Below are 20,184 nucleotides of genomic sequence, written 5' to 3'. Positions count from 1 at the left end.
CGTATACTAGCGGTTTTTGAAATTCGGCTTCCGTTTCTCGATGAAGGCGGCCATGCCTTCGGCGCGATCCTCGAGCGCGAAGGTGGCGTGGAAAAGATCGCCTTCGACGTTCATGCCCTCTGCGAGCGATGTCTCCAGCGCGCGGTTGACCGCACTTTTTGCCATCGCGGCAACGGGCTGAGACATCGCAGCGATCTTGTTGGCAATCGCAAGCACCTCTTCCATCAGCTTGTCGGCTGGGAAGATGCGGCTGACGAGGCCGGAGCGCTCGGCTTCCGCCGCATCCATCATGCGTCCGGTCAGGCACAGGTCCATCGCCTTCGATTTCCCGACGGCGCGAGTCAAGCGCTGTGTACCGCCGAGACCCGGAATGGTGCCGAGCGTGATTTCCGGCTGCCCGAACTTGGCGGTGTCTGACGCGATGATGATGTCGCACATCATGGCAAGTTCGCAGCCGCCGCCGAGCGCGTAGCCGCTGACCGCCGCGATTGTTGGTTTCTTGCAGGTCGCGACGCGATCGCCGCCGATATCCATAAAATCCTGACTGAACATGTCGATAAATTGCTTCGGCTGCATTTCCTTGATGTCGGCACCGGCGGCAAATGCTTTCGCGTTGCCGGTGACGACGATACAGCCGATGGCATTGTCTTCTTCGAGGTCGTCAATGGCCGTCGCGATTTCGCTGAAGACATCGAAGGAGAGAGCATTGAGCATCTTGGGCCGGTTGATTTGCACGATGCCGACCGCGCCCTTGCTCTCAACAATGATGTGTTCGAATGCCGTCATGTGTTGCCCCTTGAAGAATGTCTGACAATCAGCGCGTAACGCGCCGTTGGCCGCAATGTGCCTTCAGGGGCCTATCTCTGCAAGACCAGCGATACTGGGGTGATCATCACCAAATCCAGCAAAAGCGCGGGTTCGCGGGGCGCGAACCCGCGTTTGCGTCTGATGCAGACGGGGTTTGCGTCAGAAGATCAGCAAGCGGGCTGCCGATGCCAGCGTCAGCAGGCTTCCGAAGGCGATGAAGATCTTGCCGATCAGCGAGGTTTTGTTCCAGGGATCGCTGTCGTCAGTCTTGAACACCGGCTTGTCTCCCGTCGAGATCGGCCGCAGAATCTTGCTGTTGGAGCCCGGTGTTGGCGGCGGGGATACAGCAGGGGCCACTACGGTGGTGTCCTGTGCAACGGCCGTGTTGTTCTCTGGAGCGGGGTTGCCGCTGCTCACTATATCTGCGGCTGCGACTTGCATGCCGGCCACAACATCGGTGCTATCGAGCGCGGAAATGTTCCGTGCTTCATCATCCGCCAACGCCTGGGCGCGGGCGTTGGCCACCGACACCGGCAATTCGTTCTCGTTCGCATCGGCCAAGACCTTGTTCTCGGCGGGCGGTTTGTCGGCAAATTTTTGTGCAAAGACTTTGGCTTTCGACGAAATTTTGGACGCGGCTCTTTTGGTCTGTCGCGCCTGGGCCGTTCGAGATTTCTTTGCGGCGTGAGCACGCTGCTTCTTGAATTTCGACAGAACAATTGGGCGATCGGCGGCGGCTACGCTGGTTTTCGCGGCCTTCGCTGTTTTGGCAGCGATTGCCGGCTCGCCCGAAAAGCTTATCCAGATTCCGGCAGCAGCAACCAGGGCCGCTAAACCTGCACTCCTCATCCGCATGGCAATTTCCCTCTTTGCCAGAGTCTTCAGCACAGGGAACAGACCGGTGCGGAATGGCCACAGGACGGCAGAAAAAGGGAATCTTGTGATCCTTTGCCTTAAAAACGGCTTAGATCAGATGTCCCGGATCGGGCCGCCCGGTTCCCCAAACAGCCTTACTCACGATTGCGTGATTGCGGTTCCCGCCCGTAACACTTTAGGAACAGGAGCGAATTGCCCTGATAGGAGCGCGCGTGCGCGGACGTGAAGACGAATGGACCGATCTGATGCGATCGGCCAATGCCGGAGACAACGCCGCATATCATCGCCTCCTCAAGGCTGTGACGCCGGTTCTGCGAGCAGGGGCGCGTCGTGGTCTGGCACGGGCCGGTCAGCCCATCGACCAATCCGAGGACATCGTGCAGGACATTTTATTCGCAGTGCATCTGAAGCGGCATACCTGGGATCCGAACGCCCCGTTCGCGCCATGGCTGTTCGCCATTGCACGCAACAAACTGATCGACGCTCTTCGCCGTCGTGGCCGGCGGATTTTCGTCAACATCGACGACTTTTCGGAGACGTTGGCTGGTGCGCCAGTCGAGGAGAGCGTTCCGGCCAGCGAAGTGACAACCCATCTCAATGGGTTGCCAAAGCGGCAGCGGGACGTGCTGCAATCGATCGCCGTCGACAGCGCGTCGATCAAGGAAACGGCGGCGAAACTCTCGATGACTGAGGGTGCAGTGCGTGTGGCGTTGCATCGGGGGCTGACGGGCCTCGCAAGCAAACTGCGGAAAGAGTGACCATGGATACCAACGATCTTATCCGCACGTTCGCCGCCGACAACGACGTCCATGAACGCCCTGTCGGCAACCTGCTGCTGGTTGCACTGGTGCTCGCGGTGCCGGTCTCGACTGCGCTGTTCCTTGCCGGACTTGGCGTGCGGTCCGACATTATGATCGCCATGCGCAATCCATTCTTCGATCTGAAATTCGTGGTCACCATGGCGCTGGCAGCGGCTGCCGTCGCCATCAGCCTGCATCTGTCGCGGCCGGAAGCCTCGCTTGGACGTTGGGCGTGGCTGCTGGCTATTCCGGTCGGACTACTCGGCATCGGTATGATGGGTGAGATGATGATGCCGAATCGCGCGCCGATGTCGACACGGTTGATTGGCTCCAATTCGAAGGTCTGCCTGATAGCCATTCCGCTGCTGTCGTTGCCTTTGCTGGCGGCCGCGTTGTTGGCATTGCGGCGAGGTGCCCCGTCGCGGCCGGCTGTGACGGGCGCGTTCGCCGGATTGCTGTCGGCAGGACTGGCCGCAACGCTTTACGCAGCGCATTGCACCGACGATTCGCCGATGTTCGTTGCGACCTGGTACACGATTGCTGTTGGGCTCGTGGCTGCGATTGGCGCGCTCGCAGGATCACGCGTTCTGAAATTCTAGTTTCGCGGAGTCGGCGCAGTTGGTCTCAAGCTGGCTCGGTCTGCGCGGTGTCCTGCCGCATCCGGTAGAAACGCAGCACCTGTTGGGCAGTTGACGGGCGCAGCATATCGTAGCTCGATTTGTGATCGTCGATATTCTCGATTTCGGTTTTCGCCGTGCCGCCTCCCAGTTCAAGAACGAGCTTGAGAGACATCCAGGACAGCCCGGCGACCTTGGCGAGAACCATCAATCCTTCGGAACGCGATTCAATCATCATGTTCTCGACCGTCGCGACCGGAATGTTCGCAGATATCGCGAGCGCCGCGCTGGTTTCCTCAAACCGCCCGGCGGCGGCAAACTCGGCAATCTGCCTTTCGTCAAGGCGCCCGTCATCAAAGAGAGATTTCACAAGCTGCTGGGCATGGGCCGCTTTCCCGCCCGCTCCGTGACCGACACTGAAGGCGGCCTGCTCGACGGCTGCCGAGATATCATCCGCCGCGCGCGGGTTGGCGGCCTGGAGGCGCGCTCGCACAGAGTCCGAGGCCCTTGCAATCAACTTGAGATAATGGGGTCTCGGAATTCCCCGCCTGGTCCCGAGGCATGTTGCGAGTTCATCATTGCCTTCAGCGCGAGAAACAAGTTCCGTGAACCCCTTGTCCGAAAATTCCGCACCTGGATTGTTGATCGCGCTCTCGACAACTTCGTTGTTGCCGCGCTCGACCAGCACGTCGGTCACCGCGTTGCTCAGGACTTTGCGTTTTGAAATAGCGAGCAAGTGACCCTGGCTCTTGCTGCGCGCGTTTTCGATCAGCATGTCGTCATTCAGCCTTTCCGAATGCGACAGCACGGGCGCGGCAACTTCGATCTCGTCATCGAAGGCCAGCGTATAGATCAGGCGCGGCGGGGCCTTGGGCACGGGCGCGAGGCGGTTCGCCAGGAGCGACTTCGCGGACGTTTCGATTTTTTCAATCAAGCAATGAAAGACGTCATCGAAAACTTCGATCTGCTCGTCGGAATAGTCAGCCACGCCATACAGAAAGAGATCGGTGACCCGGCGTAACGTTTCCACGCGGCGCGCTACAGTGCCGTGCGCGAGAGCATTCTGCAGCTCAGTGAGAAGATTTGCCGGCCGCGCTGTTGGTCTCGAACTCATGACTTTCTGTCCTGGAAACGCCGAAGCAAGAAATGCCAGCCAGGTTCTTGGCTGGCGGAAATTTCAACTAGGCCGCAACAACCCGATTTCGCCCCATGTCCTTGGCCTGATAGAGAAGCTGGTCGGCGCGGGCGAGTATGCTCTCCGCGGTGTCGTCCGCGTGAAGCGTTGCAAGACCTGCCGACATCGTGACGCTCATGTCCTGTGAGATCGCGCTCCAGTCGAGGGCCGCTACGATCCCGCGCAACCGGTCGACGGTGCGCAGCGCGGCACCATCCGACGTTTCCGGAAGAATGAGCAGAAATTCCTCGCCGCCGTAACGGCCGAACTTGTCGATGCTGCGAATGTTGGCGAATACGGTGATTGCAAAGGCCCGCAACGCTTCATCGCCGGCGGGGTGCCCAAAGCGGTCGTTGATCCGCTTGAACCAGTCGAGGTCGATCAGTGCGACGGCGCAAGGTACATTGCAGCGCCGGGCGCGGATGATTTCCTCGTCGAGCGCCTGCATGATGGAGCGGCGGTTGAGCGATCCGGTCAGTTCATCGAGTTCGGCGAGTTCTTCAATGCGCTGATAGGCCTTTTTCAGTTCAATGCCGCGCCTGTAGAGAGATTCGTGCAGCGAACTGCTGAACAACCCGACGACCATCCCGCGTCCAAGCACCAGAATGAAAACCAGCATGGTCGCGAAGCGCTCCAGCGGTGTGCCGGTGGGCATGCCGATGGGTTTGTCAGTCAGGAGAAACAGAACCGTCAGGCCGATGGCAGCCGTCGTCCATCCGATGATGGTCTGACGGGGGGTGGACCGCAGTGCGCCAAACGTGAAGACCAGGAAAATCGAGCAGAGAAACAGGCTGCCGACTTCCGGCGCGAAGTAGATGAACAGCAGCATGATCGCCAGGCTGATGCTGGTTTGCTGCGAAATGAAGTAGTGATCCCGGAACCGGTCGTTCACCTTGGCTTCGGAAATCGCGATGTACACCGCCACGGAGAGCAACCCGCAGGCCGCGTACGCCGGCGCAATCACGAAACTCGTGGTGCCTGCATAGGCGTAGATCAGCAGGATCGCGGCGTCGATCATGTAGCTGACGCCGGTCATATCGAGCATTTGCCGCCGCTGCTTTGCGCGGCGCGCGAGAATCTCTGGTGACAAGTCGATCTCGACGGCCGAATGCTTTCGGTCGAAACCACCTATCAGGGATACGGGGGCCGATGACGTTGCGCCGCGCATGAACTCGCCGTGAGGGAATGCAATGCGGGACAGTAGGCGGGAAAGCCTTTAGGTTTGGTATCATTGGGAGGGAGCGAAAGGCCCAACGTTTCTTGGTGTCGAGACTTGATGAATTTTGGTAAATTAATACCTCTTTCTGCCAAAAGGGCCGAGTGACTTGCCCTTGTCCATGAATCAGGGGCATTTTGCGTCGCCACCCCGGCCAATTTCGGGAAATCGCGAAGATTTTCACTGATTTGATCGAACCCCTTCCCAGTCGCGCGCGACCAACCTTGCGAGACGGCCATTGAGTGCAACCCACGCGACGTCGGACGAGGTTCTGATCGGTCGCATCGCCCAAGGTGACCGGCTCGCCATGCAGGTGCTTTACGGAAGGCACCATGTACGGGTGTTCCGCTTCTCGCTGAGGCTCGTTCGAAACGAGTCCATCGCGGAAGATCTCATCAGTGAGGTTTTCCTCGATGTGTGGCGTCAGGCCGGCAAGTTCGAGGGCCGGTCCGCCGTCTCTACGTGGTTGCTGGCGATCACCCGGTTCAAGGCCCTGTCTGCCCTCCGCAAGAGGAAGGACGCGGAACTGGACGATGAGACGGCTGCCGCGATCGAGGACACGTCCGATAACCCGGAAGTCACGGTCGCGAAGAAGGACACGGGTAACGCATTGCGGAATTGCCTCACCGCACTTTCGCCAGAACATCGGGAGATCGTCGATCTCGTCTACTACCACGAGAAGTCCGTGGAAGAAGTGGCCGAAATCGTGGGCATCCCGGAGAATACGGTGAAGACGCGCCTATTTTACGCGCGAAAGAAATTGGCTGAGCTGCTCAAGGCAGCCGGCATAGAGCGAGGTTGGCCATGACTGCCACGAGCAAGCAAACCGATCGCGAGCCCACCGAGATCGAGGCTCTGTTGCCGTTCCATGCTGCGGGCACGCTCAACTTGCGTGACGCCCGTCGCGTCGATGAGGCGCTCGCCAGTGACCCCGATCTGGCGCGGCAATATGCGGCGATTCAGGACGAATATGCTGAAACCATCCTGCTGAACGAGAGCCTTGGCGCGCCGTCGTCGCGAGCCATGCAGAAGCTGTTCGCCGCCATTGATGCCGAGCCAGCGCGCAAGGGCGCGGCGTTCAACCCCGTGATGCGTATCGCAGGATTCTTCTCCAGTCTGTCGCCACGCACGCTGGCCTATGCAGGCGTTGCCGGTGCGGTGTTGGTCCTGCTGCAGGCGGGGGTGATCGGAACCGTGCTGGTCAAGGATCGCGCGCCCGGTAACTTCCAGACGGCTGCGTTTCCGGCCCAGTCGACGGCGGGTACCTTCGGCTTGCTCCGGTTTGCGCCCGATGCGAAGGCCGATGACATCACGCAATTGCTGAATAACTACAACGCATCCATCGTTTCGGGTCCGAAGGCCGGCATGTTCCGTGTTCAGTTCGGGGACAAGGCAATGTCGAAACAGGAGGCAGCGCAGTTGATGACACGCCTTCAGGCCGAAAAGATTGTCAGCCTCGTGGTGAGCGCCGACTAACCGTTGATCTGGGCATTTGTAGAATGCCGTAGAAAGTTTCGGGCTTGGCCGGCAGCACGGTCAAGCTTCGGGCGGTGAGGGACATGACCCCGCGCGCCGCGCTGGCGCGCCGATGAATTTGCGAGGACGCCAGATGACAGAGACAGGCAAGAGTAAGCGGGGCTTCATCCGAAGGGCACGTCTTATGCGGCCGGCAAGATTGGTTGCCGTTTTCGCGATCACCTTCTGCCTCGCATCTCCGCAGGCATTCGCACAGTACAGCGGCATGAGCATGCGTACCGGTCCCAGCATGAACGTGGGACCGCGCATCAACATCAATCCGACGATACGTTACTCGCCGAACATTCGATATGACGGATATGACGATCCGAGGCCGCGTCCCCGGATCATACAGGAGTTGAATCAGGGCCCGCCGGATGATGGCTACACGCCCCGTCGCGGCGCGAGCAAGGCCAAGGCGAAGTCAAAACCCGCCGCCACGGACAATACCTACGTCGCGAAGGAAGTGTTGATCGAGATCGCGGGTAGCCCAACAGACGCGCAGGCTGATGACATCGCACGGCGTCACCGTCTGACGCGGGTTCAGTCGCAGAATTTCCCCCTGACCGACAGCACGTTCTTCCGATGGCGGATTACCGACGGGCGCTCGGTCGACGCCGTGGTGCGCGAACTGGTCGCCGGTGGGAACGTCAGGGCGGCACAACGCAACAACATCTTCAAACTTCAACAGAATGCGCCCCCTGCGGCTGTAAAATCCGAGGGCGATCCGCTGCAGTATGCGCTCTCCAAGATGCGTCTGCCTGAAGCGCACGCGCTCTCGGTCGGCGCGGATGTAACGATTGCGGTGATCGATTCGGGGGTCGATGTCACCCACCCAGAACTGGCCGGCGTAATCACAGGCACGTTCGACGCACTGAACAATGGGGAAGGGCCGCATCATCACGGCACCAGTATCGCAGGCGTCATCGCTTCCCATGCGCGCCTGATGGGAACGGCGCCGTCGTCGCATCTGCTGGCGATCCGGGCGTTCGGCTCCCAGAAAAGCGGTGCGGAAAGCACGTCTTTCCTGATTCTGAAGAGTCTCGATTACGCGATCGCAAAGAATGCGAAGATCATCAATATGAGCTTCGCGGGTCCGCACGATCCGGCGATGGAGCGTGGGCTTGCCGCCGCCGCCGCAAAGGACATCGTTCTGGTGGCCGCCGCCGGCAATGCGGGCGCGAAGTCGCCGCCGCTCTATCCCGCGGCGGACCGTAACGTGATCGCCGTGACAGCAACCGATCAGTCGGACCGGCTGTTCGCGCAGTCAAATCGCGGTAGCTATGTCGCGATCTCCGCGCCTGGAGTGGACATTCTTTCGCCCGCGCCTGACGGCAAGTATCAGATGTCGTCCGGGACCTCGCTGTCTGCCGCCTATGTCAGTGGCGTGGCGGCGCTGATCATCGCTCGGAATCCAGAGATTTCATCGGCTGACGTTCGTGCGACACTGACGTCGACGGCACGAGATCTCGGGCCAAAGGGGCGCGACGACCAGTTCGGCGCTGGGCAGGCCGATGCGTTCAGCGCGGTTTCGGCCGTGATACCTGCACCGGTGGCTGCTGCATCGGACAGCACGTCCAAACGTTGACGGCATAATTTGCGGGATTGTTGACCGCCCAGGGGAGCTCCGGGGAGGCTACGGGCGGCTTCATACGAATTTTGCTGCGAAAAGTATTTTTGTGAAAGACACTGCGGCATGCAGAATCGATTTGGGCGAGTTGGATTTGTCAGGGGCGCGGCCCTGGTTTTGGTCTTTTCTTGTTGTCCCGCATTGCTTCATGCGCAGTCGCTTGAGGACAAGATCGGAACGGCGCTGCAGGCCAAGAAGCCGCTGACGCGCAGTGTCGCGGCGGCGCCGGATCCGAGGGCCGAGGCAGAAAAGCAGGTTGTCGACCGTTTGCGGACACGCTCCATCAGTGTTGAACCCGCTCAAGCGCCGACTGCCGATGAGCGGGCGCAGATCGCGGAAATCGCGCGCGACAAGCCGGCCATCGATCTCGAAATCCCGTTCGAATATAACTCGGCCGACATCAGCCCGAGGGCGATCCCGGCTCTGGTTTCGCTCGGCAATGCATTGTCGCGGCAGGACCTGAAGGGGGCGGTGTTCTTCATCAACGGCCATACCGATGCTGCGGGTAGCGCGGACTACAACCAGATGCTGTCGCAACGCCGCGCGAATTCGGTACGGCGCGTTCTGATCGAGCAATACAGGCTCGCTCCCGATACGCTGATCGCGGCGGGCTTCGGCAAGGAGCAACTCAGGAATCCAGGCAACCCGCTTGGTGAGGAGAACCGCCGCGTGCAAATCGTTAACACCACCGTGCAGGCAACAGCGGGGCGTTGATTGTCTGAACCCGCCCGGCTGCTGGCGCGACCAATCCGTGACGTTGATGGCCAAACCGACGGTTTTGAGGGGACATATTGATGAGCGGGTTTGCGGCGATTGCTCTGCGTGCGTTTGGCATAGCTGTTGCGGTGGGAGTGATTCTCGGCGTCACCGGACCGTCGGCCGCACAGGATGCGAAGAAGGATACGCCCGCGACGGCAATCGCAATCGTTCCGCCAACTGACCCGGTTGCTAAAGCCGCGTTCGATGTCCTCGATGCCCACTGCGCACGTTGTCATCAGCAAGGCAAACTGGCTGATCGCGAGCGGCCTGCGAAGAATTTCGGCAATGTTCTCAAGCTTGATGAGCTTGCGGCCAACCCGCATTACATCTTGCCGGGAAATCCGCTGGGGTCGAAGCTGTTCCGCCAGATCGTCGACAAAGAGATGCCCTACGACATCTATTACGAGGGCTCATCACATGCGCCGCCGTCAGAGGCCGATCTCAAGGCGCTTGAGAACTGGGTCAGCGCACTCGGCGCCAAGGCCGTTGCCGGTTGCGAAGCTCACAAGTTTGTCACGCCTGACGACATGGTGTCCTTCATGGTCGCCGACCTCGATAAGCAGCGGCCGCAGCGCCGGGTAACGACGCGCTACCTGACGCTGACTCATCTCACCAATATCTGCGTCGATCCGGCTGCGATGAAAGTCTATCGGCAGGCGGCAGTGAAGTTTCTCAACTCGCTGAGCCGCTCATCCGACGTCGTCAAGCTGGAAACGATTGATCCAGAAGGCAGCATCCTGCGCTTCAATCTTCTCGATCTCGGCTGGAAAGCTGCCGACTGGGACAACGTGACTGCGGTGTATCCGTACAACGCTGTGCCGGATTCCGAATCCAGTCGCACGCTTGCCTCCGGCACGGCGACGCCGATTCCCTATGTGCGCGCCGACTGGTTCGCGTTCACCGCGTCGCAGCCGCCGCTCTATGATGTGCTGCTGCAACTGCCGAACACCTTCCAGCAACTGGCGAGGGAGCAGGGGGTGGACGTCGAGGGTAATATCCGCAACTTCGTTGCACAGCGTGCGGCGTTCCAGCGCTCTGGTGTCAGCCAGAACAACCGCCTGATTGAGCGGCATCCCTCGCGCACCGGATTCTTCTGGACCTCGTATGACTTCGCGGGCAACCGCGACCGTCAGAGCCTGTTCGATTTCCCGCTTGGTCCGAACGGCCCGAACGCTTTTCATCACGACGGCGGCGAAACGATCTTCAGCCTGCCGAACGGCTTCCAGGCCTACTACCTGAACACGGCGAAGGGCGACCGGATCGACAAGGGGCCGACCGCCATTGTGCGCGATCCGTCGCGCAAGGATTTTTCGGTGACCAACGGCATTTCCTGCATGGGCTGCCATGATCAGGGTATGCGCAAGGCCAAGGACGACGTTCGCGAACTGGTTCTGAAGGGACGGGTGTTCCCGAAGGATGTTCGCGATGCCGTGGAAGAATTGTATCCGCCGCATGACAAGATGGATGCGTTGATCGAAGACGACGCGAAGCGGTTCGCGGATGCAATGAAGCGCGCTGGCCTCGATTCGACGCTGAAGCTGAACGGCATCGAGATGATCAATGCGCTGGCCAAGCGCTATGAGGACGATCTCGACCTGACGCTGGCGGCATCAGAGCTTGGCCTCAAGAAGGCCGAATTCAATGAAGGCATCGCGGATGTCGACCAGAAATACCGGCTGCTGGTCCGACGGCTCGCGCAGGGTGCTGTTCCGCGCGACCAGTTCGAAGTGTCGTTCCGCGGAATTGCACCGGACCTCACCGATCTCAAGATCATCGCGATCAGGCATACGCGGCCGTCCCAGCCCGTGCCACAGCCGATCCGCAACAGTGATGACCTGTCCCTGACGTCGGACCGGGACAGCTACCGATTCGGCGATACGCCGGTCTTTACCGTCGTGGCGCCACGTGACTGCTTCCTGACCCTGACGGACATTGACGAAAGGGGTGAGGGGACAGTGCTGCTGCCTAACACCTTTCAACGAGACAATTTCATCAGAGCCGGGGTGCCGATCCAATTCCCGGGTGCCGGTGCGCCATTCCAGTTCCGGATGAAGGACAAGGGGATCGAGACCGTGACCGCGGTGTGCGCCACCCTGGCGGGGGGTGGGGACCGTATCCAGCACGATTTCAACAAGAACCAGTTCACGCCGGTACCGAATTACACCCAGACTCTGGCGCGTTCGATTGCGGTCGAATCCGTCAGGCCCGGTACACCTTCTGTTGCGGGAACGACGAATGCTGGCACGGCCGCAGTCTCCGGCCGTGATCCGCCGTCGGTAGGATCGCGGACGTCGCTCCGCGCCGCGATCCGGCTTCAGGTGCGTTAATCAACCGAGTGCTTTCGTGCCGGCGTTCAGTCCGGGTCACGAAAGTTGCATGTATCTGTGGCAGAGGTTGAGGTAGGTATTGTACTTGTTGCGAAGTTCGAGCGATTCGTTGCGTTTGCGTGATTTTCTGAACGTGCTTTTTCAGCGATATTTCTTGGAAGCGAAATGGCCAATTCCGGCAATGCCGAACACGGGCGAAGTGTCGTAGCGCGCTGGCGCATGCTGGCGGAGCGACGCCTTCAGTATCTGATCGAGCTCTACGAAACCGGCCGCTGGAGGGTTTATTACAAGGAGCCGGAATTCCTGAAAGTCATTCAGGAGGCCCGGGTGGCGCTGGCGACGTGGGAGCAGCTTGCTCCTCCTGATCCGGTTCAGGACAAGCCGGCCGAGGTGGCTATCGCGCAAACTGAGAACGCCGCCAGCCCACCGTCGCCATTCACGCAAATGCTGTCAGCGAACGGCGTTGAGACCAAGCACGATTTGCGAGAAGCGTGACGTTCCGTCCGCGCCGAGATCGGTCGTCACCGTCTTGGCATGATCGAGCCCGACGATCGCAGAGCCCCTCGATCCTGAAATCAGGTTGTTGCTGACGAGTGCCGTGCCGGCCCCGGGCACCACTGATACGCCGATCCCGACGAAAGCATTGCGCACGACGTTGCCGGTAATGGTTACGTCGCGCAGATATTTTCCCCAACCGGCCATGATGCCGAACGAGGGCGCGTTCTCGATCACGTTGCCGGTGACTGCGGCGTCGGCTTCCACGACGATCCCGATCCCGGCGTCGTCATCAGGCGCGGTCCCGATCGGGCGCTTGGGCAACATATTCCGGATGACGTTGCCATGGACGGTCACGATGCGGCCGCCTTCGTTGAAGTTGGCCACCGACACACCAACAGCACAAATGTCGACAGTGTTGTTGGCGATCACCGCGCCTTCGAATGAGAACTCCGAGTAGAGCGCGACTTCGCGGACATTGCTGACGCTGTTGCCGGTAATCTGGATGTTCGATGCCGAGTTGCCGCGTACGGCCGAATAGTCACAGTTGCGGATGCGGTTGCCGCTGACAATGACATTTGCGGCACGGAACGCATTGATGGCGTTGCCGTGCTGGCCGGAGCCGCCGGGACCTGCCTTGATGTCATCGATACGGTTGTTGACGACGATGGTGCCATCATCGCCGATCGCATGACGCAGGATTTCGATGCCGTTGTCCGATGCATCCTGAATGGTGTTCTGCGCGACCAGCAGCCCAAGCGCGTCGAACGACGTGAATGCCGTATTCGCCGTTTTCCGAATGCTATTGCCGCTGACTTCGCCCGCGATGCTTTCGAACCAGATGCCGTTTCCGACGCTTCCGACGATGTCGCAGTCCTGGACACGGACATCGAGGCCATTCTCGAAATGCACCAGCCCGCGCCGCTTGGGGAGCTTGATTCCGGAGCCGTCGAGCGCGAGGCCGGCGAGGGAGATACCGCTCGCGCCTTGGCTGCCGACCAACGACGCTCCGCCAGTAAATTGAAGAACCGTCGCGCCGCGGACGCCGACAAGCCGGGCGCCGCTCGGCAACTTTAGCGCGCCGGTGCGATAGGTGCCGGGCGGCAGCGCCAGCGGCATCTGGGCGTTGGAAGCTTCGTTGATGGCGCGCTGGAGGGCGCGGGTCTGGTCATCGGGACTGTTTGGCCGCACGCCGTACTGCGTGGCGTCTCGCCCGAGCGTCGATGTCAGCGGCGCAGCTCGTGCAGGCTCAGGCGCAGCCGCTAACGCTCCTGCCGCGGCTCCGGCGGCGGTGGCGTTGATGAGCTTGCGGCGGCTAATGTCCATGCGGCGGCCCGATCGTCTGATAGCGCTTCCGAACCGGAAACGCATCGTAAGACCTAATGCAGGAATGCAGCGAACGATGCCCGCGCGGGCGCATTTGCAGAGGATTGTCGATGGTAGGGTTAATGGAATCGAGCCGGAGAAACCGTTAAACCGGCACGTTATGCGGCGTGAACAGGCGGCCTTTCTCGACCACGAACACGACAGCAAGCGCCACCACCGAACTCAGCAGCGCACCGGTCGCCAGCGGAATCAGTGTGCCGTCATAGTATTGGCCGATCGCGGTGCCGACAGCGATTCCGATTAGCGTCGTGACCGATCCGAACAGCGACGAGGCGGTTCCTGCGATGTGTCCCTGAGGCTCCATCGCGAGCGCCGAAAAATTGGAGAACATCAGTCCAAATGTAAACAGGCTGGCTGTCGCGAGGATCATGAACAGGGAGAGCGAAAGCCATCCGGTGAGGGCAGCAGTCAGCATGACGGTGGCGATGGCCAACTGGCCGACGAGGGCGATATGCGAGATCATGCGCATGCCGTAGCGTCCGACAATACGTGAATTCAGGAAGCCGGCGATGGCGATCCCGATGGCGATCGCGGCGAACGCCAGCGGAAAGTAATGGCCAAGCCCGTAGATGCCGGTGAAGATCTGCTGCGACGACAAGACGTAACCGAACAGGATTCCCTGAACGCTGCCTGCGGCAATTGCATAGCCGAAGGTCTGTCGGTTCTTGATTGTCTGAAGAAAGTTGTTTGCCACCTCGCGGACGGCAAGAGATTTGCGTTCGGTGAGCGGCAAAGTTTCCGGCAGGCGAATGATAATCCAGCTCAGTGTCAGCACACCATAGACCAGCAGGACGATAAAAATGCCGTGCCATTCCGCGAGCAGCATGATCGCTTGTCCGAACGATGGCGCAATCACTGGCACCGAAATAAAGATCATCATGGCCAGCGACATCACGCTCGCCATGCGGCGGCCGCTGTAGCAGTCCCGCACGATGGATGTGGCGATCACCCGTGCCGCCGCAGTGCTGAGTCCCTGCAATCCGCGCGCAAGCAGCAGTGTCTCGAAAGATGGCGCAACAATCGCGAGCAGGCTGGCGATACCGTAGACGGTCAAGCCGCCGAGCAGGATGGGCCGCCGCCCGAAACGATCCGCCAGCGGCCCGATAATGAACTGGCCGGCGCCGAACCCGGTCAGGAACACCGACAGGACGGCCTGCACGTGGTTGGCGTTACTGATGTGAAACGCCGAGGCCACATCAGGGAGGGCAGGCAGCATCAGATCCATGGCCAGCGGATTGAGCGCCATGATGGCAGCAACGATCGCCACGAACTCGCGAAAGCCCATCGGGCGGTGGGTCGATGAAACCCAAGCGTTGGCGCTGGTATCGGTCATGGAGAAATCACTCGGGTAGAGAGGAGCTCTTCACTTAGGCCCCGATATTGCGGCGCACAACGCTACTTCCCGAATGGCTGCCAGACGGATTTGCGGACGGAAATCAGTCTGCTCGATCTCGCGCCAGACGCCGGGCCAGATTTGCCACCTCCATGAGCATCGCTTCGCCTGCGTCCACCAGTTGCACGAACGTCACCCGGTTCGGTGAACCTGAGTGGCGCTCCGCTGTGCCGCGCGGCACCAGCGGTACATGAACGAAGCTAGCGATACGAGGGCCGCCATTCGTCCGCGTGGCTTCGATGGCGCGCCAGCTCAGATAGTTGCAAAGATAGTATCCCGCACTCAGAGAGGCGCGGGCGTCTACGCCCGTGCTTTGCGCCGCGCGTAACACCTTGAGGGTGTGCGGCCCGAAACGGCGGGTCGAATCCGCACCGCCAACGATGGACCGGCTGCGGACACGCGTGTGTTCGGCGTCGGGCCAGATCTGGGTAACGGTGTTGCGTGCGCGGGTCTCGATGCGCACGAAAGGCGTGCGCGTGGCGAGGCCGAACATCAACAGTGCCTCGGGTCGATGAGATGCAATCAGGGAAGGCAATTCGCGATCGACCGCGCCGTAAGCCACCGGGAAAATGTGCCCGATCCGTTCGATATCGTCGAGCGCGGGACGGCGCAGGCGGAGCAGCCGCTCGACGAGTTTCTCCGTCGGATTGTAGGGCGCGCCCGGGAAGGGCCGGAAGCCGGTGACGAGAATACGCGGCTTGTCGCCCATCACTGCTCCAGCAGCGCCGCGATTGTTTCCGCCGCGACCGCAGGCGTCACGCGGCCGCTGGCAACGGCGGCTTCGGTTTGCTTCACCTTGGCGCGGATCGCCGGATCGGATCGCAAGCGCGCGTGCAGCCGGTCCTCCAGGATGGTCCACATCCATTTGACCTGCTGGTGACGCCGCCGGGTCTCGAAGTCACCCGACGCGATCATCGCGGTGCGATGCGCGAGAACTTTCTCCCACACGGCCTCGATCCCGTCGCCGGTTAACGCAGAATAGGTGAGGACCGGCGGAAACCAGTGCTCGGAGCGCGGCGCGAGAATATGGAGCGCGGCGTTGTATTCGGCAGCGGCTGCTTTCGCGCGCTTGAGGTTGTCGCCGTCGGCCTTGTTGACAGCGATCATGTCGGCAAGTTCGACAAGCCCCTTCTTGATGCCCTGCAGCTCGTCACCCGCGCCCGGCAGCATCAGCGCGAGGAAGAAATCCGTCATATCGCAGACGGCCGTTTCCGACTGGCCGATGCCGACGGTCTCGACCAAAACCACGTCGAAGCTGGCGGCTTCGCACAACAGCATCGCCTCGCGCGTTTTGGCCGCGACGCCGCCGAGCGTGCCGGACGACGGGGAAGGGCGGATGAACGCATTGTTCTCGGCAGACAGTCGCGCCATTCGTGTCTTGTCGCCGAGGATCGACCCGCCTGTGCGCGCCGACGACGGATCGACCGCCAGCACTGCGACCTTGTGGCCCTTGCCGATCAGCGCCATGCCGAGCGCATCGATGGTGGTGGATTTTCCGACACCCGGCGATCCGGTGATGCCGACGCGCACCGCGTTTCCGGTCAGCGGGAGCAGGGTCTGCACCAGGTCGCGCGCCTGTTCCTGATGGTCGGCGCGGCGGCTTTCGATCAGGGTGATGGCGCGAGCAAGCGCGGCGCGGTCGCCGGAGCGTACATCGTCAGCAAGCCGGGCGGACGTCACGGAGCTTTTCATTTTTCGGATTTTCCACTCTCCGCCGGGCGCTCGCCACCGAAGATTGCCAGACCTTCCGGCGAAAGAAACGGCTTCAGTATGCTCCATGGCACAAATGCTTCATAGGAGCCTTCGGCGTAAGCGCCCACCGCGTAGGGCCCATACTGAAATTCAAGGCCTGAGCTTTTTCCGAGCTCGGTCGAAGGTGCCAGAAGAACAGGGCCGATCTTCATGAGTTTGGGTTCGATGTACTTCTGCCAGCCGAGATCGTCGGGGAAATAAGTTCCTCGCGCTTTCTTTTCCTCGATCAGCGATGCGATCACAGCCTTCAGGATGGCAGCCAGCGCGGGGCCGTCGTCCTTCAACTCGGTGAAGAACGGGCGGATGCTGATCGGCTTCTTGGCCTGATCATCCCAGAGAAACGTCTCGAATCCGCGATTGGGATGCGCGCCGCCGGTGAAGGTGAATTCACTGCGCAGAATGCTGACATAGCGATTGGCGACCGTGGATTGGAGTGTGTAGTCGCGCTCCAGTTCCCAGCCGCGGCCGTCGCGGAAGAATTCCGGCGACTCCTTGAGTTGCTTGTTGGCCTCGGCGAGGTGGCTGTTCGCCCACTTCTTGCCGTCAGCTAGCAGATAGGCTGCGAGTTTTGCATTGACCCTGATCTTCGCGTCCAGTGTGACGCTAATCTCGGCGGCCTTCGATTTAAGCGCAATATTGGGCTTTGGCTCCGCTGCGAGGACCGTTACGGCCGCGCTCAGGAGAACGCAAAAGCTCAGCAGGGTAGACCAGACGAAGCCGACCGGCGACGTGCCTTTCACGAGCAACTCCATCACGGAATAAGGATGCGGTTACTCCGCCGCTTCGCTGGAATGCCCGAGCCGCACGTTGAGCTTACGGATCAGCTCTTCCGCTGCATCCGCGATCACGGTGCCCGGCGGGAAGATTGCTTCGGCGCCCGCCTTGTAGAGCGCATCGTAGTCCTGTGGCGGGATCACACCACCGATGATGATCATGATGTCCTCGCGGCCGCGCTTCTTGAGCGCTTCCTTCAATTCCGGGACGGCCGTGAGATGGGCTGCGGCGAGCGATGACAGGCCGAGCATATGAACGTCATTCTCGACAGCTTGCCGCGCGGCCTCGTCGGCGGTAGCAAACAGCGGCCCGATATCGACGTCGAATCCGACGTCGGCGAACGCCGAGGCGATGACTTTCTGTCCGCGATCGTGACCATCCTGGCCGATCTTGGCGACCAGAATGCGTGGGCGTCGGCCTTCCGCATCCTCGAACGCATCGATCAGCGCTGCAAGTTTTTCGACCCGGTCGGACATGGTGGCGGCCTCGCGCTTGTAAACGCCGGTAATGGATTTGATTTCGGCGCGATGACGGCCGAATACCTTTTCCATCGCGTCGGAAATTTCGCCGACCGTGGCTTTCGCGCGTGCCGCATCGATCGCGAGCGCCAGCAGGTTGCCGTTGCCTTCGCCTGCGCTGCGCGTCAGTGCCGCAAGGGCTGCATCGACGTCGGCCTGTTTGCGCTCGGAGCGCAGCCGTGCCAGCTTGTCGATCTGCAGGCGACGCACGGTGGAATTCTCCACCTTCAGCACGTCGATTGCGGCTTCATTCTCGGGCTTGTATTTGTTGACGCCAATGACGGCCTGCTTGCCGGCGTCGATCCGCGCCTGCGTCTTCGCGGAAGCTTCCTCGATGCGAAGTTTTGGCACGCCGGCCTCGATGGCCTTCGCCATGCCGCCGAGTTCCTCGACTTCCTGAATATGCGCCCATGCCTTGGCGGCGAGATCGTGCGTCAGCCGTTCCACATAATAGGAACCACCCCATGGATCGATGATCCGCGTGGTGCCGCTTTCCTGTTGCAGGAACAATTGCGTGTTGCGGGCGATGCGCGCGGAGAAATCCGTCGGCAGCGCCAGCGCTTCGTCGAGCGCGTTGGTGTGCAGCGACTGAGTGTGCCCTTGAGTGGCCGCCATCGCCTCGATGTTGGTGCGAACAACGTTGTTGAACACGTCCTGCGCGGTGAGCGACCAGCCCGAGGTCTGGCAATGCGTGCGCAGCGACAGCGAGCGCGGGTCCTTGGGACTGAACGGCTTCAGGAGCTTGGCCCACAGCAGCCGGGCCGCGCGCATCTTGGCGACTTCCATGAAGAAGTTCATGCCGATCGCCCAGAAGAACGACAGCCGGGGGGCGAAGCGATCAACATCGAGACCGGCGGCCAATCCGGCGCGGAGATATTCGACGCCGTCGGCGAGCGTATAGGCGAGTTCAAGATCCTGCGTCGCGCCGGCTTCCTGCATGTGATAGCCGGAGATGGAAATCGAATTGTACTTCGGCATCTTCTGCGATGTGTACGCGAAGATATCGGAGATGATCCGCATCGATGGCGTCGGCGGATAGATGTAGGTGTTGCGCACCATGAATTCTTTGAGAATGTCGTTCTGAATGGTGCCCGACAGTTTTTCAGGCGGCACACCCTGTTCCTCGGCCGCTGCAACGAACAGCGCGAGGATCGGCAGCACCGCCCCGTTCATGGTCATCGACACGCTCATCTGATCGAGCGGAATTCCGGCGAACAGCGTGCGCATGTCGTAAATGGAATCGATCGCCACACCGGCCATGCCGACGTCGCCGGACACGCGGGGATGGTCCGAGTCGTAGCCGCGATGGGTGGCGAGATCGAAGGCGACCGAGAGGCCCTTCTGGCCGGCGGCGAGGTTGCGGCGATAGAAGGCATTGGAATCTTCCGCCGTCGAGAAGCCGGCGTATTGGCGCACGGTCCACGGCTGGTTGACATACATGGTCGGGTAGGGCCCGCGCAGGTAGGGCGCAATGCCGGGCCAGGTATCGAGGAAGTCGATGCCCTGAAGGTCGGCTTCGCTGTAGCTCGGCTTAACGAGAAGACCCTCGGGCGTGAGCCACGGCGCGGCATTGCTCTCGCCGCCGGTAACAGCGGCCTGCTCGAATGCAACGTCGGCGAAATTCGGAATGCGGGTCATTCTGTTGTCTCGAGTTTTGCGCGGTATCAGGCAACGCGCATTTACGTATTATGGTCCGGATGCTGATAGCTGACAATGCTGGCTGCTTCTGCAGAACCTGCGGCTTCTGATGTCGTTTTGCCGGGAAGGTTGTGCAGATGGCTGATCCAGGCGAGCTTCGATTCAACGCCGATTTGATAGGTCGGAATGACGTGATCGGGCCGATCGAAAGCACCGGTCAGCAACTCGATCACCGTCCCGTCGATCTTGCGATAGCTCAGCGGTGTTCCGCAGGCTGCGCAAAAATCTCGCTCCGCCAGCGATGATGAGCGAAACGTCGCCGGCGTGCCGCGGGTCCAGGCAAAATCACCATGCGGTATTTCAACAAACGATGCGAACGGCCCGGCCACCGCCTTCTGGCACATCCGGCAGTGGCAGACGCTGATCCGTCCCGGCTTGGTGTAGGACGCAAAGCGCACCGCGCCACATTGGCAACCGCCGGTCAGAACGGGAACTCGTTCCTTCATG

General features: G+C 60.8%; 19 protein-coding genes. 8 read left to right on the top strand and 11 right to left on the bottom strand.

Annotation, left to right across the window (positions count from 1 at the left end; translation table 11 throughout):
• Positions 1-6 precede the first annotated feature (6 nt).
• Positions 7-786: an enoyl-CoA hydratase gene (locus BN32_RS09380; protein ID WP_019197914.1), complete on the bottom strand. Its 780-nt coding sequence runs from the start codon at positions 784-786 to the stop codon at positions 7-9.
• A gap of 180 nt (positions 787-966) precedes the next feature.
• A complete protein-coding gene (locus BN32_RS09375) occupies positions 967-1,695 on the bottom strand; it encodes a hypothetical protein (RefSeq protein ID WP_244438120.1) in 729 nt (242 codons plus the stop codon).
• 200 nt (positions 1,696-1,895) lie between these two features.
• Here BN32_RS09375 and BN32_RS09370 point away from each other — a divergent pair, with 200 nt between their 5' ends.
• Together BN32_RS09370 and BN32_RS09365 are read left to right on the top strand one after the other, a co-directional pair.
• On the top strand, positions 1,896-2,441 hold the full coding sequence (locus BN32_RS09370) for a sigma-70 family RNA polymerase sigma factor (protein WP_019197912.1): 546 nt from the start codon (positions 1,896-1,898) through the stop codon (positions 2,439-2,441).
• 2 nt (positions 2,442-2,443) lie between these two features.
• Entirely contained in the window at positions 2,444-3,082 is a 639-nt protein-coding gene (locus tag BN32_RS09365) for an NrsF family protein (protein WP_019197911.1), read from the top strand.
• A gap of 25 nt (positions 3,083-3,107) precedes the next feature.
• On the opposite strand, the gene BN32_RS09360 is transcribed toward BN32_RS09365, so the two are convergent.
• Positions 3,108-4,214, bottom strand: coding sequence for a DUF2336 domain-containing protein (locus tag BN32_RS09360; protein WP_019197910.1), 1,107 nt, complete (start codon positions 4,212-4,214; stop codon positions 3,108-3,110).
• Positions 4,215-4,281: 67 nt separating this feature from the next.
• Entirely contained in the window at positions 4,282-5,442 is a 1,161-nt protein-coding gene (locus BN32_RS09355; RefSeq protein WP_019197909.1) for a GGDEF domain-containing protein, read from the bottom strand.
• A 286-nt stretch (positions 5,443-5,728) separates the two neighbouring features.
• Here BN32_RS09355 and BN32_RS09350 point away from each other — a divergent pair, with 286 nt between their 5' ends.
• From BN32_RS09350 to BN32_RS09325, 6 genes are all read left to right on the top strand, one after another.
• Positions 5,729-6,298 (top strand): sigma-70 family RNA polymerase sigma factor, encoded by a 570-nt coding sequence (locus tag BN32_RS09350; protein ID WP_019197908.1) that lies wholly within the window; start codon positions 5,729-5,731, stop codon positions 6,296-6,298.
• Positions 6,295-6,966, top strand: coding sequence for a hypothetical protein (locus BN32_RS09345; RefSeq protein WP_019197907.1), 672 nt, complete (start codon positions 6,295-6,297; stop codon positions 6,964-6,966). Before BN32_RS09350 ends, BN32_RS09345 begins: the two co-directional genes overlap by 4 nt.
• A gap of 184 nt (positions 6,967-7,150) precedes the next feature.
• A complete protein-coding gene (locus BN32_RS09340) occupies positions 7,151-8,593 on the top strand; it encodes a S8 family serine peptidase (protein ID WP_019197906.1) in 1,443 nt (480 codons plus the stop codon).
• A 183-nt stretch (positions 8,594-8,776) separates the two neighbouring features.
• Positions 8,777-9,349 (top strand): OmpA family protein, encoded by a 573-nt coding sequence (locus tag BN32_RS09335; protein WP_019197905.1) that lies wholly within the window; start codon positions 8,777-8,779, stop codon positions 9,347-9,349.
• An 80-nt stretch (positions 9,350-9,429) separates the two neighbouring features.
• Entirely contained in the window at positions 9,430-11,721 is a 2,292-nt protein-coding gene (locus tag BN32_RS09330) for a DUF4384 domain-containing protein (RefSeq protein ID WP_019197904.1), read from the top strand.
• A 165-nt stretch (positions 11,722-11,886) separates the two neighbouring features.
• Entirely contained in the window at positions 11,887-12,216 is a 330-nt protein-coding gene (locus BN32_RS09325) for a TIGR03809 family protein (protein ID WP_019197903.1), read from the top strand.
• Here BN32_RS09325 and BN32_RS09320 read toward each other — a convergent pair.
• From BN32_RS09320 to BN32_RS09290, 7 genes are all read right to left on the bottom strand, one after another.
• Positions 12,172-13,542 carry a TIGR03808 family TAT-translocated repetitive protein gene (locus BN32_RS09320; RefSeq protein ID WP_019197902.1) on the bottom strand — a complete coding sequence of 457 codons (1,371 nt, stop codon included), beginning with the start codon at positions 13,540-13,542 and terminating at the stop codon, positions 12,172-12,174. The genes BN32_RS09325 and BN32_RS09320 overlap by 45 nt on opposite strands.
• A 145-nt stretch (positions 13,543-13,687) precedes the next feature.
• Complete coding sequence (locus tag BN32_RS09315; RefSeq protein WP_019197901.1) at positions 13,688-14,935, bottom strand: multidrug effflux MFS transporter; 1,248 nt, start codon at positions 14,933-14,935, stop codon at positions 13,688-13,690.
• 103 nt (positions 14,936-15,038) lie between these two features.
• Entirely contained in the window at positions 15,039-15,704 is a 666-nt protein-coding gene (locus BN32_RS09310; protein WP_019197900.1) for a pyroglutamyl-peptidase I, read from the bottom strand.
• Positions 15,704-16,687: a methylmalonyl Co-A mutase-associated GTPase MeaB gene (meaB, locus tag BN32_RS09305; RefSeq protein WP_019197899.1), complete on the bottom strand. Its 984-nt coding sequence runs from the start codon at positions 16,685-16,687 to the stop codon at positions 15,704-15,706. The genes BN32_RS09310 and meaB overlap by 1 nt, the downstream gene beginning before the upstream one ends.
• Positions 16,684-17,499 carry a DUF3298 and DUF4163 domain-containing protein gene (locus tag BN32_RS09300; RefSeq protein ID WP_019197898.1) on the bottom strand — a complete coding sequence of 272 codons (816 nt, stop codon included), beginning with the start codon at positions 17,497-17,499 and terminating at the stop codon, positions 16,684-16,686. The genes meaB and BN32_RS09300 overlap by 4 nt, the downstream gene beginning before the upstream one ends.
• 18 nt (positions 17,500-17,517) lie before the next feature.
• Positions 17,518-19,677 carry a methylmalonyl-CoA mutase gene (scpA, locus tag BN32_RS09295; protein ID WP_019197897.1) on the bottom strand — a complete coding sequence of 720 codons (2,160 nt, stop codon included), beginning with the start codon at positions 19,675-19,677 and terminating at the stop codon, positions 17,518-17,520.
• Between the two features lie 41 nt (positions 19,678-19,718).
• Positions 19,719-20,183, bottom strand: coding sequence for a GFA family protein (locus tag BN32_RS09290; protein ID WP_040425601.1), 465 nt, complete (start codon positions 20,181-20,183; stop codon positions 19,719-19,721).
• Between the last annotated feature and the right edge of the window lies 1 nt (position 20,184).

The organism is Afipia birgiae 34632 (assembly GCF_000308295.2).
Classification (GTDB): domain Bacteria; phylum Pseudomonadota; class Alphaproteobacteria; order Rhizobiales; family Xanthobacteraceae; genus Afipia; species Afipia birgiae.
The sequence above is the reverse complement of the archived record's forward strand: the minus strand, read 5'-3'. Positions and strand labels throughout refer to the sequence as shown.